Annotated in this window: 13 protein-coding genes and 1 tRNA gene; 8 read left to right on the forward strand and 6 right to left on the reverse strand. The window is 71.7% G+C overall.

The genetic code is table 11. The features are described 5' to 3' along the window. Window positions 1-233 precede the first annotated feature (233 nt). Window positions 234-323 (reverse strand) — tRNA-Ser (locus H8B08_RS14095). A gap of 161 nt (window positions 324-484) precedes the next feature. Between H8B08_RS14095 and msrA the strand changes: the two genes are divergently transcribed. Continuing rightward, window positions 485-1,135 (forward strand): peptide-methionine (S)-S-oxide reductase MsrA, encoded by a 651-nt coding sequence (gene msrA / locus H8B08_RS14100; RefSeq protein ID WP_187450833.1) that lies wholly within the window; start codon window positions 485-487, stop codon window positions 1,133-1,135. Here msrA and H8B08_RS14105 read toward each other — a convergent pair. After that, window positions 1,132-2,163 carry a hypothetical protein gene (locus H8B08_RS14105; RefSeq protein WP_187450834.1) on the reverse strand — a complete coding sequence of 344 codons (1,032 nt, stop codon included), beginning with the start codon at window positions 2,161-2,163 and terminating at the stop codon, window positions 1,132-1,134. The genes msrA and H8B08_RS14105 overlap by 4 nt on opposite strands. A 69-nt stretch (window positions 2,164-2,232) precedes the next feature. Here H8B08_RS14105 and H8B08_RS19300 point away from each other — a divergent pair, with 69 nt between their 5' ends. Then, window positions 2,233-2,586 carry an MmcQ/YjbR family DNA-binding protein gene (locus tag H8B08_RS19300; RefSeq protein WP_187450835.1) on the forward strand — a complete coding sequence of 118 codons (354 nt, stop codon included), beginning with the start codon at window positions 2,233-2,235 and terminating at the stop codon, window positions 2,584-2,586. Window positions 2,587-2,766: 180 nt separating this feature from the next. Here the strand turns inward: H8B08_RS19300 and H8B08_RS14115 are convergent, their stop codons facing one another. Together H8B08_RS14115 and H8B08_RS14120 are read right to left on the reverse strand one after the other, a co-directional pair. Beyond that, window positions 2,767-3,234 carry a DUF1203 domain-containing protein gene (locus H8B08_RS14115; RefSeq protein WP_187450836.1) on the reverse strand — a complete coding sequence of 156 codons (468 nt, stop codon included), beginning with the start codon at window positions 3,232-3,234 and terminating at the stop codon, window positions 2,767-2,769. A 63-nt stretch (window positions 3,235-3,297) separates the two neighbouring features. Then, a complete protein-coding gene (locus H8B08_RS14120; RefSeq protein WP_187450837.1) occupies window positions 3,298-3,816 on the reverse strand; it encodes a hypothetical protein in 519 nt (172 codons plus the stop codon). 148 nt (window positions 3,817-3,964) lie between these two features. Here H8B08_RS14120 and H8B08_RS14125 point away from each other — a divergent pair, with 148 nt between their 5' ends. Continuing rightward, window positions 3,965-6,001 carry an OPT family oligopeptide transporter gene (locus tag H8B08_RS14125; protein ID WP_187450838.1) on the forward strand — a complete coding sequence of 679 codons (2,037 nt, stop codon included), beginning with the start codon at window positions 3,965-3,967 and terminating at the stop codon, window positions 5,999-6,001. A 64-nt stretch (window positions 6,002-6,065) separates the two neighbouring features. Here H8B08_RS14125 and H8B08_RS14130 read toward each other — a convergent pair whose 3' ends face one another. Then, window positions 6,066-7,607, reverse strand: a complete 1,542-nt coding sequence (locus H8B08_RS14130) for a carboxylesterase/lipase family protein (RefSeq protein ID WP_187450839.1) — start codon at window positions 7,605-7,607, stop codon at window positions 6,066-6,068. Window positions 7,608-7,751: 144 nt separating this feature from the next. Between H8B08_RS14130 and H8B08_RS14135 the strand changes: the two genes are divergently transcribed. Beyond that, window positions 7,752-8,591, forward strand: coding sequence for a LytTR family DNA-binding domain-containing protein (locus H8B08_RS14135; RefSeq protein ID WP_187450840.1), 840 nt, complete (start codon window positions 7,752-7,754; stop codon window positions 8,589-8,591). A gap of 136 nt (window positions 8,592-8,727) precedes the next feature. Here H8B08_RS14135 and H8B08_RS14140 read toward each other — a convergent pair whose 3' ends face one another. Beyond that, window positions 8,728-10,116, reverse strand: coding sequence for a M28 family metallopeptidase (locus H8B08_RS14140; RefSeq protein ID WP_187450841.1), 1,389 nt, complete (start codon window positions 10,114-10,116; stop codon window positions 8,728-8,730). A 205-nt stretch (window positions 10,117-10,321) separates the two neighbouring features. On the opposite strand from H8B08_RS14140, the gene typA reads away from it, so the two are divergent. The 4 genes from typA (at window position 10,322) to H8B08_RS14155 (ending at window position 14,671) form a co-directional block, all read left to right on the forward strand. After that, window positions 10,322-12,157: a translational GTPase TypA gene (gene typA, locus H8B08_RS14145; protein WP_187450842.1), complete on the forward strand. Its 1,836-nt coding sequence runs from the start codon at window positions 10,322-10,324 to the stop codon at window positions 12,155-12,157. Window positions 12,158-12,263: 106 nt separating this feature from the next. After that, the gene (locus H8B08_RS18945) at window positions 12,264-12,482 is read left to right on the forward strand and encodes a hypothetical protein (protein WP_222934494.1); all 219 of its coding nucleotides are present in this window, start codon (window positions 12,264-12,266) and stop codon (window positions 12,480-12,482) included. Then, window positions 12,479-12,997 (forward strand): cytochrome c, encoded by a 519-nt coding sequence (locus tag H8B08_RS14150; protein WP_222934495.1) that lies wholly within the window; start codon window positions 12,479-12,481, stop codon window positions 12,995-12,997. Before H8B08_RS18945 ends, H8B08_RS14150 begins: the two co-directional genes overlap by 4 nt. A gap of 69 nt (window positions 12,998-13,066) precedes the next feature. Beyond that, window positions 13,067-14,671: a PQQ-dependent sugar dehydrogenase gene (locus H8B08_RS14155; protein ID WP_187450844.1), complete on the forward strand. Its 1,605-nt coding sequence runs from the start codon at window positions 13,067-13,069 to the stop codon at window positions 14,669-14,671. The last annotated feature ends 8 nt before the right edge of the window (window positions 14,672-14,679 follow it).

Consider the following 14,679-nt stretch of genomic DNA (forward strand, 5'->3'; position numbering starts at 1 on the left):
CCAATCCGAAAACCAATGGATCGGGCCTTCAAAGAGGTCGCCAAAGGCGGCTTCCCGACTGTTTGGCAAGGAGGGCGGCGCGGCGTCCATACCGCTACGCTAACGGGCTTTCCCTCGAAAGAGGAGGTCGGTCAGGAAATGTCGATCGCGCGCATGCTTTAGGGCGAAATTTAGGGCGCTAGCGCGACCGTTCGCCGTTTTCCCCGCTAAAACAATCGGTTCAGCTCGGGGAATGGCGGTGAGAGAGGGATTCGAACCCTCGATAGAGTTTCCCCTATACACGCGTTCCAGGCGTGCGCCTTCAACCACTCGGCCACCTCACCCCACGTCGCGGCGGAGCTGAGCCCGGCGGCGCGAAGGTCGCGCAATATACTCATGGCGAGGCCGGGGACAAGCCGTGCTTTAGACGAACTTCGCCCACTGGCGCCGGACGGCGCAGGGCCTATGTTCTGCGGCGAATTTCGTCCGTTCCGGAGACCCCGCCATGGCCGCCGACAAGCTGCTCGACATGCCGACCCGCGAGAGCGCCCTGCCGGGCCGCGCCGAGCCGATCCGCACCGACGAGGTGCACTACGTCAACGGCCGGCCGCTGAAAGGCCCGTATCCGGAAGGCTTCGAGACGGCGCTGTTCGGCATGGGCTGCTTCTGGGGCGTGGAGCGGGTGTTCTGGAAGCTGCCCGGGGTGTGGGTGACGGCCGTCGGCTACGCCGGCGGCTTCACGCCCAACCCGACCTACGAGGAGGTCTGCACCGGCCGCACCGGCCACAACGAGGTGGTCGAGGTGGTCTTCAATCCGCACGAGATCACCTACCAGGACCTGCTGAAGGTGTTCTGGGAGAACCACGACCCGACCCAGGGCATGCGCCAGGGCGGCGACGTCGGCACCCAGTACCGCTCGGGAATCTACTACGCGGATGAAGCCCAGAAGGCGGCGGCCGAGGCGTCGAAGGCGGCCTACGAAGAGGCGCTGCAGGCCAAGGGCCTGGGCCCGATCACCACCGAGGTCTTGCCGGCGCCCGAGTTCTACTACGCCGAGGACTACCACCAGGGCTACCTGGCCAAGAACCCGGGCGGCTACTGCGGCATCGGCGGCACCGGCGTGACCTGCCCGATCGGGGTGGGCGTGGAGGCTTAAGTGCGGGTCAGCGCGGTGCGCAGCAGGTCCACCGCCACCGCGCCCTGCTCGCCGTAGACCTTGTCCGGCCAGTCCGGGTCGAGGCGGTCGAGCGTCAGGAACAGGCCCAGGCCCATTTCCTGGGACCACCATTTGCGCCCGCCGCGCATCAGGTCCATCGCCGCCTCGCGTGACATGCTCGCGCCCTTCGGGTCGGACAGCCAGGCGTAGCCGGCCCAGTTGCCGGCGCCCTCGAAGGTCAGGAATACGTCCTCGACCTCGGCGAAGTCGGCGCTCTCGCCGGTGAAGCTGCGGGCGCGGCGGGCGTCGATGGAGGCCAGGGCCTCGGCCGCCAGCCGGCGGGTTTCGGCGAGGTCCCGCGCGGCGGCGGCGCGGTAGAACAGGTCGGTCTCGCGCGCGACGGCGGCGCTGAAGGCCGGATCGCCTCCGAAGCGCTTCTGCACGATGTCGTCGTCGGCGTCCGGCGGCAGCACGCCCTGGGCGGTCAGGGCGTCGAGCCGGCGGCCCAGCGCCGCGACCTGCCGGACGTGGCTGATCTCGTGCACGAAGACGGCATTCAGCAGGGCCGGCGGTCGGCCCCGCAGGGTCTGGGCCCAGACCTGCGGCAGGCCCATGACGAAGAACACCCGCCCGGTGGTGTTCTGGGCCGCGAAGGCCAGCGGCCTGGCGCGCACGGTCTTGCCGTCGGGCAGGCCGACCTCGCCGGAATGCGGCGCGCTCCAGACCTTCAGCTCGCCCTCGCTGGTGCGCACCACGGCGTCCAGCGGCCGGTAGCCGTCAGGCGCGGCCGAGCCCGCCGCCGACAGCCGGTAGGCGCAGGCCGCGTCGAACAGCACGATCTCGGGCGGCGCGGCCGGGGGCAGGTTCAGCCGGGTGTCGCGCACGAGGTCCCAGGCGGCGAGCGCGCCGCGGGTCCAGGCGGCGGTCTCGCCCTCGAACGGGCAGGCGGGCTGGGCCTCGGTCCCGCAGGCGGCCAGCAGGGCGGCGAAGCCGGCCGCGGCGAAGATCAGGGGGCGCGATCGGTCCATCTCCCCTCAACGGTTTCGGACCGCGAACGTGCGAGCTACAAGCACGAGACCCTAGGGGAGGGGATCACAGTGACCTTCGACGAGTTCGACGCCGCCGCCAAAGCCCTGCCTGGCGTCACCTTCGACATCAAGTGGGGAAAGGACCGGGTCTATTCGGTCGGCGACAAGATGTTCGCCGTGGCCGGGCAGCTGGGCGAAGAGGCCCCGCGCTGGTGCATGAAGGTCTCCGACGCCTCGTTCGAGCAGCTGTGCGAGGAAGGCGTGGCCGAGCCGGCGCCCTACCTGGCCCGCAACAAGTGGGTGCTGTTCAGATCTGCGGACGCGATCCCGGCCGATCAGCTGAAAGCCTACCTGGTGAACGCCCACGCCCTGATCGCGGCCAAGCTGTCGAAGAAAGCTCGGCGCGAGCTGGGGATGCTCTGACGAGACCTCCCTTCTCCCCTTGCGGGAGAAGGTGTCCGGCGGAGCCGGACGGATGAGGGGTGTCTGCGCCGAGACTTCAGGACTATGGCGCTTGGTATCGGTCAACGTCAGACGTCGCGCCGGCACCCCTCATCCGACGCGCTCCGCGCGCCACCTTCTCCCGCAAGGGGAGAAGGGGCGTTAAGCCCGCACGGCCTTGGCCGCGTAACACCCGCGCTTGGCGTAGTGCAGGTGGACGTAGGCCGTGTCCGGCCGGGCCAGCATCGGCTCCAGCACCCGCTCCAGCTCCGCGCCGTCGACCAGGTCGGCGTCGACCATCAGGTGCCCGGCGTCGAAGGCGCGCACCGACAGCGGGCGGCGGCGAAGCGCGGCGGGCACGACCCCGACCGCGTCGAAGGCCGCTCCGGTCCCCTCACGCACGAAGATGGCGTGGCGCGAACGGTAGGGCGTGTCGGCCGGCTGGTGCTCGTAGTTCAGCAGCAGGACCGTTTCGCCGGGAGCGGCGTCGTCCAGGGTGATCCGGCACGGGGCGGCGTTCGGCGCGACGACGGCCACGCGGCTGACGCCGAGCGCGGCCAGTTCGGCGTCCGGGCGGCCGATCAGGTGGGCGAAGTCTGCGGCCGGCAGGCCGGTGATGCGGAAGGTCATGGGGAGGCTCCTTTTCGAGGAGCCTCGCGCCAAGCGGGCCGCGCCGCGACCCGGATCTTGTGATCAGCTCAGAGTGACGGAGCGGGTCTTGCCGCCGCGGGCCTCGACCCGCTGCATGATCACCCGGCCCTCGGCCTCGCCGGCGACCGGCTTGACCGGGGCGATCACGAACCAGGCGCCGTCGGGCAGGCCCTGGAAGGCGAAGCCGCCCTTGGCGTCGCAGCGGACCGAGCGGACATAGCGGCTGTAGTCGGCGCCGGCCTCGCCCACCTGGCGGCTGCGCACCTCGCTGACCGTGCGCACGGCCTTGTCCGGCGAGCCGTAGAGGCGCGCCATGCGGGCGCGCGAGTAGGGGGTGTCCGGCGTCAGGCCGACGGCGGCGCCGGCGCAGGTCCAGGCCTTGCCGTCCAGCTGGTAGGCCACCTTGCCCAGGATCACGTTCGAGCCGGCCCCGACCGACCAGGCGAAGTCGTCCGCCTTGAAGGTGTTGGCCGCGGTCGGCGGCGGCGGCGGCGCGGGCGTCACGGTGGCGCAGGCCGACAGGGTCGCGGCGGAGACGGCGAGGAGCAGGAGGCGTTTCATAGCTTAGCCTTAGCAAGTCCCCTCGCGGCTGAAAACGCCTGCGCCGCCGGCCGGTTGCCGCAGGCGGGCGCTTTGGTGAAGGCTGGTCCGCGCTGCGGATATCTGTCACGAGTAGCCCCAAAGCCAAGCTCGCATTCGCAGGCGCAACGTGACCCAGCACAGCTCAGCTCCGCCCCGTACGGAACTCACCCTCCGAGGCCTGATCCTCGGCGCCCTCATCACCGTGGTGTTCACCGCGGCCAACGTCTTCCTCGGCCTGAAGGTCGGCCTGACCTTCGCCTCGTCGATCCCGGCGGCCGTGATCTCCATGGCCATCCTGCGCGGGTTCAAGAACTCGACCATCCAGGAAAACAACATCGTCCAGACCGTCGCTTCGGCGGCGGGCACCCTCTCGTCGGTGATCTTCGTCCTGCCGGGCCTGGTCATCGTCGGCTGGTGGTCGGGCTTCCCGTTCTGGCAGGCCTTCGGGGTCTGCGCGCTGGGCGGCATCCTGGGCGTGATGTACTCGATCCCGCTGCGCCGGGCGCTGGTGACCAATTCCGACCTGCCCTATCCGGAAGGCGTCGCCGCCGCCGAAGTTCTGCAGGTGGGCGCCGGTGAAAAGGCGACCGATCCGGCGTCCGTGGCCGAAAGCAAGGCCGGGGTGAAGGTGATCACCGCCGGCGCGATCGCCGCCGCCGGCGTCGCCCTGACCAAGGCCATGCGCCTGCTGGTCGACGAACCGGCCCGCTTCTTCACCGCGCCGTGGGGCGGGGTGACGGGGGTGCGTCCGGGCTTCTCGCTGGCCCTGATGGGCGTCGGCCACCTGGTCGGCGTGTCGGTCGGCTTCGCCATGCTGGTCGGCCTGGGAGTCGCCTGGCTCTGGGGCGTGCCGCACTACTCCTCGCTCGGCCCGATCACCGACATGGCGGCGGCCGGCGGCGCGGCCTTCCGGGAACACGTGCGCTACGTCGGCGCCGGCGTGATCGGCACGGCCGCGGTGTGGACCCTGCTCAAGCTGGTGAAGCCGGTGGCCGGCGGCCTGGCCTCGGCCATCACCGCCCAGAAGCGCCGCGGCTCCGGCGAGACCCTGGAGCGCACCGAGCAGGACATCCCGATCGGCATCGTCGGCCTGATCAGCCTGCTCAGCCTGATCCCGATCAGCGTGCTGCTGACCGGTTTCGTCCAGGGCGGCGCGCTGGCCTCGATGACCGTGCCGCTGGTGGCCGCCGCCCTGGCCTACATCGTGGTCATCGGCCTGCTGGTCGCCGCCGTGGTCGGCTACATGGCCGGCCTGATCGGTTCGTCCAACAGCCCCCTGTCGGGCATCGGCATCCTGGCCGTGGTCGGCGCCGCCGGCCTGCTGGCCGTCTTCGTCAAGCCGCTGGTCGGCGAGGCCGCCAGCCTGACCCTGATCGCCTTCGCCCTGTTCACCACCGCGGTGGTGTTCACCGTCGGCACCATCGCCAACGACAACCTGCAGGACCTGAAGACCGGCCAGCTGGTCGACGCCACGCCGTGGAAGCAGCAGGTCGCCCTGATCTTCGGCGTGCTGGCCGGCGCGGTGGTGATCCCGCCGGTGCTGGTCGTGCTGGGCCAGGCCTACGGCTACGCCGGGGTGGCGGGGGCGGGCGCCCACGCCCTGCCGGCCCCGCAGGCCAACCTGATCGCCGACCTGGCGCGCGGCATCCTGCGCGGCGACCTGCCGGAGGTGGAGATGCTGACCGGCGTCGCCATCGGCGCCTTCATCATCCTGGTCGACGAGCTGCTGGGTAAGGCCAAGCTGATGCGCCTGCCGCCGCTGGCCGTGGGCCTGGGCGTCTACCTGCCGATGTCCTCGACCCTGTTCGTGGTGATCGGCGCGGTGATCGGCCGGGTGTTCGAAGGCCTGGTCGGCAATAAGCCGTCCGGCGAGATCTCCAAGCGGCTGGGCGTGCTGCTGGCCTCGGGCCTGATCGTCGGCGAGAGCCTGTTCGGCGTGTTCAACGCCGGCATCGTCGCCGCCGCCCAGACCGGCCTGCTGGCGGGCCTGGGCCTGGCCAAGGACGACCCGCGCGCCGAGGCCCCGCTGGCCCCGGCCTTCACCGCGTCGTGGGTGGAGAGCGACCAGGCCATGTACCTGACCACCGGCCTGTTCATCCTGCTGGTGTTCGGCCTCTACGCCTGGACCGCCGCCCAGGGACGCAAGGCGGCCAAGGCCGCCTGACGCCGGTCGGAGCGTAAACGAAGAAGGCCGGGCGGCTCGCGTCGCCCGGCCTTTTTCTTTGCCGTCACGGTCCGAACGGCGCGCCGCGCACGGCGTCATAGGCGGCGTCGAAGGCCGAGAGCGTCTTCCGATCGGGCAGGTCGCAGGGCGCCGGCCGGTCCTCGAAGCACAGGCTGGCGGCGCCGTCGAAGGGCGCCCAGGCCGGCAGGCCCGGGCCGTTGGGATCGCCGGTGCGGGCGAAGTTCACCCAGTAGCCGGCCATGGCGTCGGCTAAGGCCCGGTCGGCCGGGCTCCAGGCCCACGGCTCCTGGTCCAGGTGATCGAACATGTACCAGAGCTCGGCGAAGTGGCTCGCGCCCCAGTCCGCGCGCACCGAGCCGGCCGGGAAGGGCGGGCGGCGGTCGAAGCGGTAGAGCCAGACCGGCGCGCGGCCCTGCTGCAGCCGCGCCCAGGCCCACATGTCCCAGCCGAAGCGCAGGTCGCGCTCCAGATCGACGCGGGCGCGCCGCGCCTCCTCGTCGGTCGTGAACGGATAGGCCTGCGTGATCTGGGGCGGCAGCGGGCCCCAGGCGCGGGTCAGCTTGTCGCCGAAATTGGCGGCGGTGATCTGCGTCACGTCGGTGAGCGCGCGCGCCTCCTCGGCGTTGTAGCCGACCAGCACCGGCACCCGGGCCTGCCGGCCGGCGACGTAGGCGTCGTAGGGCGACAGCGGCAGCACCCGGGGCTCCACCACCGGATGGCTGATCTGGCGCGCCTTTCCCTGCAGCAGCCGCGCGGCGGGCAGGGCGCGCAATTCGGCGAGCGAACCGGCCCCGACCGAGGCGGCGTAGGCTTCTCCTTCCTTCTCGGCCTGGGCCAGCATGTACTGCGGCGCCAGGTTCAGCGGCTCGAACAGGCCGCCGCTCTGGCCGATGGCGCGATGGAACAGGCCCCGGGCGGCGGGCGAGGCGGTCAGCACGGACACCGACATGGCCCCGGCCGATTGGCCGAAGATGGTCACCTGACCCGGGTCGCCGCCGAACGCGGCGATGTTCCTGCGCACCCACTGCAGGGCGGCGACCTGGTCCATCAGGCCATAATTGCCCGAGGCGCCCACGCCGGACTCGCGGCTGAGCTCCGGGTGGGCCAGGAAGCCCAACGGTCCCAGCCGGTAGTTGACGCTGACCACCACCACGCCGCGCGCCGCCAGCCGGTCGCCCCAGTAGAGCGGCAGCGCCGTGGCGCCGTTCGTCCAGCCCCCGCCGTGGATGAACACCATCACCGGCGCGCGCCGGGCGCCGTGCGCCGGCGCCCAGACGTTCAGGTAGAGGCAGTCCTCGTCGACCTTGGGGGCCGGCTCGCCGGGCATGGAGACGCCCTCCTGCAGGCAGGCCGGCGCGAAGGCTCGAGCGTTCCGCACGCTGGTCCAGCGCCGCGCCGGCTGCGGCGGGCGCCAGCGCAGTTCGCCCAGCGGCGGCGCGGCGTAGGGCACGCCAAGCCACGAGGCGATCCCGTCGGCTTCGACGCCGCGCACGCGCCCGGACTCGGTGCGCACGGTCGTCGCCGCCAGCGCCGGGGCAGCGGCCAGCAGCAGGGTCGCGACGACCCCCCAAATCCAATTTCTCATCGAACACGCCTCCCGGACCAAGGCGCCGAGGGTGCCCGGGGCCGGCGCCGCCCGGGAGTGCGCTCCGTCCCAGCCCGGCCGCAGTTCGTCACATACCGGCCGCCACCGTGGACACGCTCGTGCGCGGACGCATACTTGCCGGCCATGAGCGCGTCCGCCGCCGCCCTTCCTCCGCCTGTCCGCCGGTCGCCGTCCGACCGGCGCTGGATCGCGCTCGCCTTCCTCTACTGGCTGGTGGCGGTGACCATGCTGGAGCCCGGCAACGTCGCCGCCGCGCTCGCGGCCGGGCAGCCGCCGGACTGGACGCGCGAAGCGCTGCGCATCGTCTGCGCCGGCCTGCTGGGCGCGTCCGCCACCCCTGTGCTGCTGGTCCTGACCCGCCGGTTCGAGGCCGCGGGGACGGCGCTGAGCGTCGCGCTTCAGGCGGCGGCCGTGCTGGCCCTCGCCTTCGGCCTGGTGGTCGTCTCCTGCCTGCTGGAGGCCTGGGTGCTGGAAGGCCGGGCCCTGCCCTCGATGGCGGGGATCGGGCGCGAGCTGTCGGCCAACTGGCTGCTGGTGACGGTGCTGCTGGGCGGCTTCCTCGGCCTGATCCAGGCGGCCCGCCGCCGGGCGCCCGCGCCGCAGGCCGAAGCCCCGGACTGGCCCACCCACCTGCGGATCAAGGACCGCGCGCGGCTGATCCTGGTGGACCTGGCCGAGGTCGACTGGATCGAGACCCAGGGCAACTACCAGGCGCTGCACGCGGGCGAGGCCGTCCACCTCCTGCGCGACACCTCCGCCGGCCTGCAGGCGCGGCTCGACCCGGCCCGCTTCGTGCGCATCCACCGCCGGGCCGTCGTCGCGATCGACCGCGTGGCCGAGGTGCGCGCAGGGGCCGACGGCGACGCCCTGGTGCGCCTCACCACCGGCGCCGAACTGCGCCTGGCCCGCAGCCGGCGCGAGGAACTGCGCGCGCGGCTGGAGGCGCGGGCGTTCCAATCATGACGTCACCCTCGGGCTTGTCCCGAGGGCCCAGGGTGCAGTTGCCCCAGCCGCTTCAGAGTGTGCGCGACCGCCGACGCTTCGGGGTTCCGGAAGGCTGGGCCCTCGGGACAAGCCCGAGGGTGACGAACCTTGGGGATCAGGGCTTGGCCGGGGCCGCCGCCGGGGCCGTCGACACGAAGGCGCCGGCGTCGCCCGGGAACACCACCGGGCTCTCGTAGCCGTCGGCCGAGACCGCCGAGACGCCGAAGAACCAGTCGTCGATGTTGACGCCCGGCAGGGTCAGGGTGGTCGCGGTCCCGGCCTCGCGGCTGTAGCGCCACTGCGGCTCGGTGGTGCCGCGCCACCAGACCTTGTAGCCGGCCGCGCCGGGCACGGCGGCCCAGCTGACCTTGGTGTCGGGCGTGACCGCGCCCTCGATCTTGACCTGCGACGGCGGGGTCGGGGCCTTGGCCAGCGAGGCCAGGGTCACCGCGTTCAGGCGCGTGACCTGGGCCAGGTAGGGGAAGTCCACGCCGTCGACCGTGTCGCCGTAGGCGATGCCGTTCTCGGTGCGCAGGTTCTGGTGCTGGCGGGTGTAGTTCTCCTGGGCCTCCGTGACCCGCACGGCCGGGAAGCCGGCCTTGAGGAACTCCACCTGGTCGCCGCCGCGGCCGAACCGGTCGGTGCGGTAGACCATCACCACGTCGAAGTTGGTCAGGTACTGGTCGGCCAGGCCGTCCATGTAGCGGGCGATGTTGCGCGAGGGGCTGTCGACCTCGCCGCCGTTGTAGCGGCGCTTGTTCGCCTGCTCGGCCGTCTCCACCGCCTTGGTGCCTTCCGAGAACACCCGCACGTGGGTGTTGTCGGTCACCCCGCTCTGGCCGTGGCTGTTGCCGACGATGTCGTTGTTGAGGTTGGCCTGGACCTGCCAGCCCTGCGCCCTGGCGTAGTCGGCCAGCACCTTGCCGCCCAGCAGGCCCTGCTCCTCGCCGGACAGGGCGGCGTAGACGATGGTGGCCGGGAACTTGTGCTTGGACAGCACGCGGGCGGTCTCGATCACCGCCGCCACGCCCGAGGCGTCGTCGTTGGCGCCGGGCGCGTCGCTCTTGAAATCCATCACGTCGGTGACGCGCGAATCGAGGTGGCCGGTGATGACGATCACCCGCTCCGGATCGGTGGTCCCGCGCTGGATGGCGACGATGTCCATCACCTCGGTCGGGTTCGGCACCCGGTTGTTGGTGAACACCTGCGAGGGCGTGACCACCTCCAGGCAGCCGCCGCACTCGGCCGAGATCGCGCCGAACTCCTTCTGCACCCAGCGCCGCGCCGCGCCGATCCCGCGCTTGTCCGACTTGGTGTCCGACAGGGTGTGGCGGGTGCCGAACGAGACCATCTTCTCGATGTCGGCCTTCAGGCGCTCGGCCCGCACCTGGGCGGCGATGTCGCGCAGCTCGGCCTGTTCGGAGACCGGCGAGACCGGTTCGGCGGCGAGGGCGGGCGCGGCCAGCAGGGCGGCGGCGAGGACGGCGAGCGAGACGCGGCGCATGGGGCGAACCTGTTCGTGCTTATGCGGCCGGCACTTTGTCGTCCCAGGTCAAGGTGGGCAAGCCGGCCACGCTTCGCGCGCGTCACGAAAAGGTCGCGGGGCGCGCACTGGCGGAAATCGGCGTTAGCGGGTATAGGCCGCGCGACTTTCCTCCCCACCTTGTCGCCCGATCCGTGCGGCTCCGTCCGGAAGCCCTTTCGTTCGCATGAACCTCCGCAACATCGCCATCATCGCCCACGTCGACCATGGCAAGACCACCCTGGTCGACCAGCTTCTGGCCCAGTCGGGCGTGTTCCGCGCCAACGAGGCGACGGTCGAGCGCGCCATGGACTCCAACGACCAGGAGCGTGAGCGCGGCATCACCATTCTCGCCAAGTGCACCTCCGTTCTGTGGAACGGCAAGGCCGGCGAGACCCGCGTCAACATCATCGACACCCCCGGCCACGCCGACTTCGGCGGCGAGGTCGAGCGCATCCTCGGCATGGTGGACGGCTGCGTCCTGCTGGTGGACGCCGAAGAAGGCGTCATGCCCCAGACCAAGTTCGTGCTGGGCAAGGCGCTGAAGATGGGCCTGCGCCCGATCCTGTGCCTGAACAAGGTCGACCGCGCCCACGCCGATCCGGACCGCGTGCTGAACGACGCCTTCGACCTGTTCGCCTCGATGGGCGCGACGGACGAGCAGCTCGACTTCCCGCACATCTACGCCTCGGGCAAGAACGGCTGGGCGACGCTCGACATGAGCAAGCCCAACGACAACCTGGCCCCGCTGTTCGACCTGATCGTCGACCACGTGCCGGCGCCGTCCGCCCAGGCCCGCACCGAAGAGCCGTTCCAGATGCTGTCGGTGCTGATCGAAAGCGACCCGTTCCTGGGCCGTCTGCTGACCGGCCGGATCCACGCGGGCAAGGCCATCCCCGGCATGCCCATCCACGCCCTGGACCGCGACGGCAAGATCATCGAGCGCGGCCGCATCACCAAGGTGCTGGCCTTCCGCGGCCTGAAGCGCCAGCCGATCGACGAGGGCTCGGAAGCGGGCGACATCGTCGCCATCGCCGGCCTGTCGAAGGCCACCGTGGCCGACACCCTGGCCTCGCCGGAAGTGCTGACCGCCCTGCCGTCGCAGCCGATCGACCCGCCGACCATCTCCATGACCGTGTCGGTCAACGACAGCCCGCTGGCCGGCCGCGAGGGCGACAAGGTCCAGTCGCGCGTCATCCGCGACCGCCTGCTCAAGGAAGCCGAGTCGAACGTCGCCATCCGCGTGACCGAGACGCAAGGCTCGGACGCCTACGAGGTGGCCGGCCGCGGCGAACTGCAGCTGGGCGTGCTGATCGAGAACATGCGCCGCGAAGGCTTCGAGCTGTCGATCAGCCGTCCGCGCGTGGTCTACCGCACGGACGAAGCCACCGGTCAGCGCCTGGAGCCGATCGAGGACGTGATGATCGACGTGGACGACGAGTTCACCGGCATCGTCATCGAGAAGCTGTCGGCCCGTAAGGCCGAGCTGAAGGACATGGGCGCCTCGGGCGCGGGCAAGACCCGCATCATGCTGAGCTGCCCGTCGCGCTCGCTGATCGGCTACCAGGGCGAGTTCCTGACCGACACCCGCGGCTCGGGCGTGCTGAACCGCGTGTTCAGCCACTACGAGCCCTACAAGGGCGCGATCGAGCAGCAGCGCAAGGGCGTGCTGGTGTCCAACTCCGACGGCGAGACCGCGGCCTACGCGCTGTGGAACCTGGAGGAGCGCGGCTTCATGTTCGTCGGCGCCGGCGAGAAGACCTACCAGGGCATGATCATCGGCGAGAACTCGCGGTCGGACGACCTCGACGTCAACCCGATGAAGGCCAAGCAGCTGACCAACGTCCGCGCCTCGGGCAAGGACGAAGCCATCCGCCTGACCCCGCCGCGCCGCCCGACCCTCGAGCAGGCCATCGCCTACATCGAGGAGGACGAGCTGGTCGAGGTGACCCCGAAGTCGATCCGCCTGCGCAAGCAGGTGCTGAACCCGTCCTTCCGCAAGAAGCGGGTCAAGGAAGACTAAGCTCCGGCCTGCCGGACTGAAAAACGAGAGCCGCCCCGCCGAAACCGGCGCGGGCGGCTTTTCGTTATGGCCTACGGCGGCGCTGGGCCGCCCGGAGGCTTTTGTCATGCGCGTGTCGTCGCTGTGCCTGTCGGTCCTGGCCGCGTCGGGCCTGTGCGCCTGCTCCAGCCTGCCCGACCCGTTCACGCCCTATCACTCGCGCCAGTCGGCCGCGCAGCAACCGCACGTGCTGAGCTTCGATCCCAACGTCCGCATGAAGACCGAGGAGGAGTCCTGGCCGGTGGCCTACGCGCAGATGCAGCCGCGCCGGGTGATCAAGCCGTGACGGCCGCGGCGCGGGGGGCCGCGGCGCTGCTCGCGACCCTGGGTCTGGCCGCGTGCGGCGGGCAGGGGCGGGCGGCGCGCGAGACCCACGACGACCAGCTCGAGCGCGGCCGCTACCTGGTGGCGATCATGGACTGCGGCGGCTGCCATACGCCCGGCGCCCTGCTCGGCGCGCCGAAGAACGAGCTGGGCCTGTCCGGATCGGATGTCGGCTTCGAAACGCCGGCGGGCGTGGTCTATCCGCCGAACCTGACCCCGCACCCGAGCGGCCTGGGCGACTGGTCCGAGGCCCAGATCATCGCGGCGGTGCGCACCGGCGTGCGCCCGGACGGACGCCAGCTGGTTTTCATGCCCTGGCCGGCCTATGCGTCGCTGACCGACGAGGACGCTGCGGCCATGGCCGCCTACCTGAAGTCCCTGCCGCCGATCGACCACAAGGTTCCGGGGCCGAGCGCGGCCGGGGCGGCGCCGTCGCCCTATTACTCGCTGGTCGATCCGTCCAAGCGCGCCCGCTGAGGCGGCTGGAACCGAGGCTTTCGCCGCCCTGTTCCGCCTCGTCGCAACCTTTGTGCGAGGCGCGCCGCCATGACCGTCCCGATCGCCACGTCCGGCCAGATTCTCGTCGGCGGGCCGGGCGCCGACACGCTTTCGGGCGGCGCCGGCGAGGACGTCCTCTACGGCCGCGATCCGGGCGCGCCGGACGGCGGCGAGCTCCTGCGCCTGGCCGCGACGCGGGTCGCCACCGGCTTCGTGGATCCGGTCTTCGTCGAGGCGGTCCCGGTCTCGGCGGGCGGGGCCGGGCGGCTGTTGATCGGCGAGGCGTCCGGCAGGGTGCTGGAGTTCGACGTCGGCTCCGGCGAGGTCGAGGCCCAGCCCTTCCTCGACCTGCGCTTCGATCCGCCGAACGGCGGCGGGCCGGACAACCGGCTGCGCCTCCTGGACCTGGCGCTCGCGCCGGACTTCGAAACCTCGGGCCGGTTCTACGTCAGCGTCACCACGCCCCTGCTGGACGCCCAGGTGCTGACCTTCACGCGCGAGAGCGCGGCCGCGCCCTTCAACATCGACGGGCCCGAGGGCGCGGACGCGATCGTCATCGGCATCGACCAGCCGGAGACCACGGTCCAGCACCGCGGCGGCGCGATCGCCTTCGGACCCGACGGCATGCTCTACTGGAGCCTCGGTGACGGCGCGTCCGGCCCGGGCGGCGAGCCCTCCGGTTTCGGCGGTGCGCAGAACCTGCAGGGCTTTCTCGGCAAGATCCTGCGGATCGATCCGCGCGGCGACGACTTCCCCGATGCGCCGGCCCGCAACTACGCGATCCCCGCGGGCAATCCGTTCGAGCATGGGGGCGGACGGGCGGAGATCTGGGCCTGGGGCCTGCGCGATCCCGGCCAGATCAGCTTCGACCCGCAGACCGGACGGCTGGTCATCGCCGACGGCGGCGCCGGACGCCAGGAGGTCGATCTGGGGGCCGTGGGAGCGAATTTCGGCTGGCAGGCGGCCGACGCCGCCGGGACCACGGCTCCGGTTTACGCCTACGACGGGCCGGAAATCGTCGGCGGCGTGGTCTATCGCGGTCCGCACGCGGGCCTACAGGGCAGCTACGTGTTCGGCGACGCGAACGGCGGGCTGTTCGCCCTCGACCTCGACCCGGACGGCGCGGCGACGGTGACCGACCTGAAGGGCCTGATCGCCCCCGACGCAGGGGCCCTGGACCGGCCGGCCGCCTTCGGTGTCGACGCGGCGGGGGAGCTGTACGTCCTGGACGGCGCCGACGGCGACCTGTTCCGGCTTACGCCGCAGGGCGCGGCGCCCGATCTGGGCGACGTGCTGGACGGCGGCTCCGGAGACGACCGGCTGCTCGGCTTCGCGGGCGACGACCGGCTGTGCGGCGGGTCGGGCGCCGACTGGCTGGAGGGCGGCGCGGGGGCGGACCGCCTGGAAGGCGGATCCGGCGCGGACGTCTTCCGGTTCGAGGCGGGCTTCGGCGTCGACCTCGTGGTCGACTTCCGGCCGGGGTTGGACCGGCTGTCCTTCGGGCCGGGGGTCGTCGCCGACTTCGCCGCCCTGGCCGCGGCCTGGGAGCAGCGCGGCGTCGACGGGGTGATCGCGCTGGGCGGCGGCGACGTCCTGGTCCTGGCCGGAACGCGGCTGACCGACCTCGCCCCGGCCGACGTGCTGTTCGGGTGAGCGCAGGG

It is taken from the genome of Caulobacter sp. 17J80-11 (assembly GCF_014349105.1).
Taxonomy (GTDB): domain Bacteria; phylum Pseudomonadota; class Alphaproteobacteria; order Caulobacterales; family Caulobacteraceae; genus 17J80-11.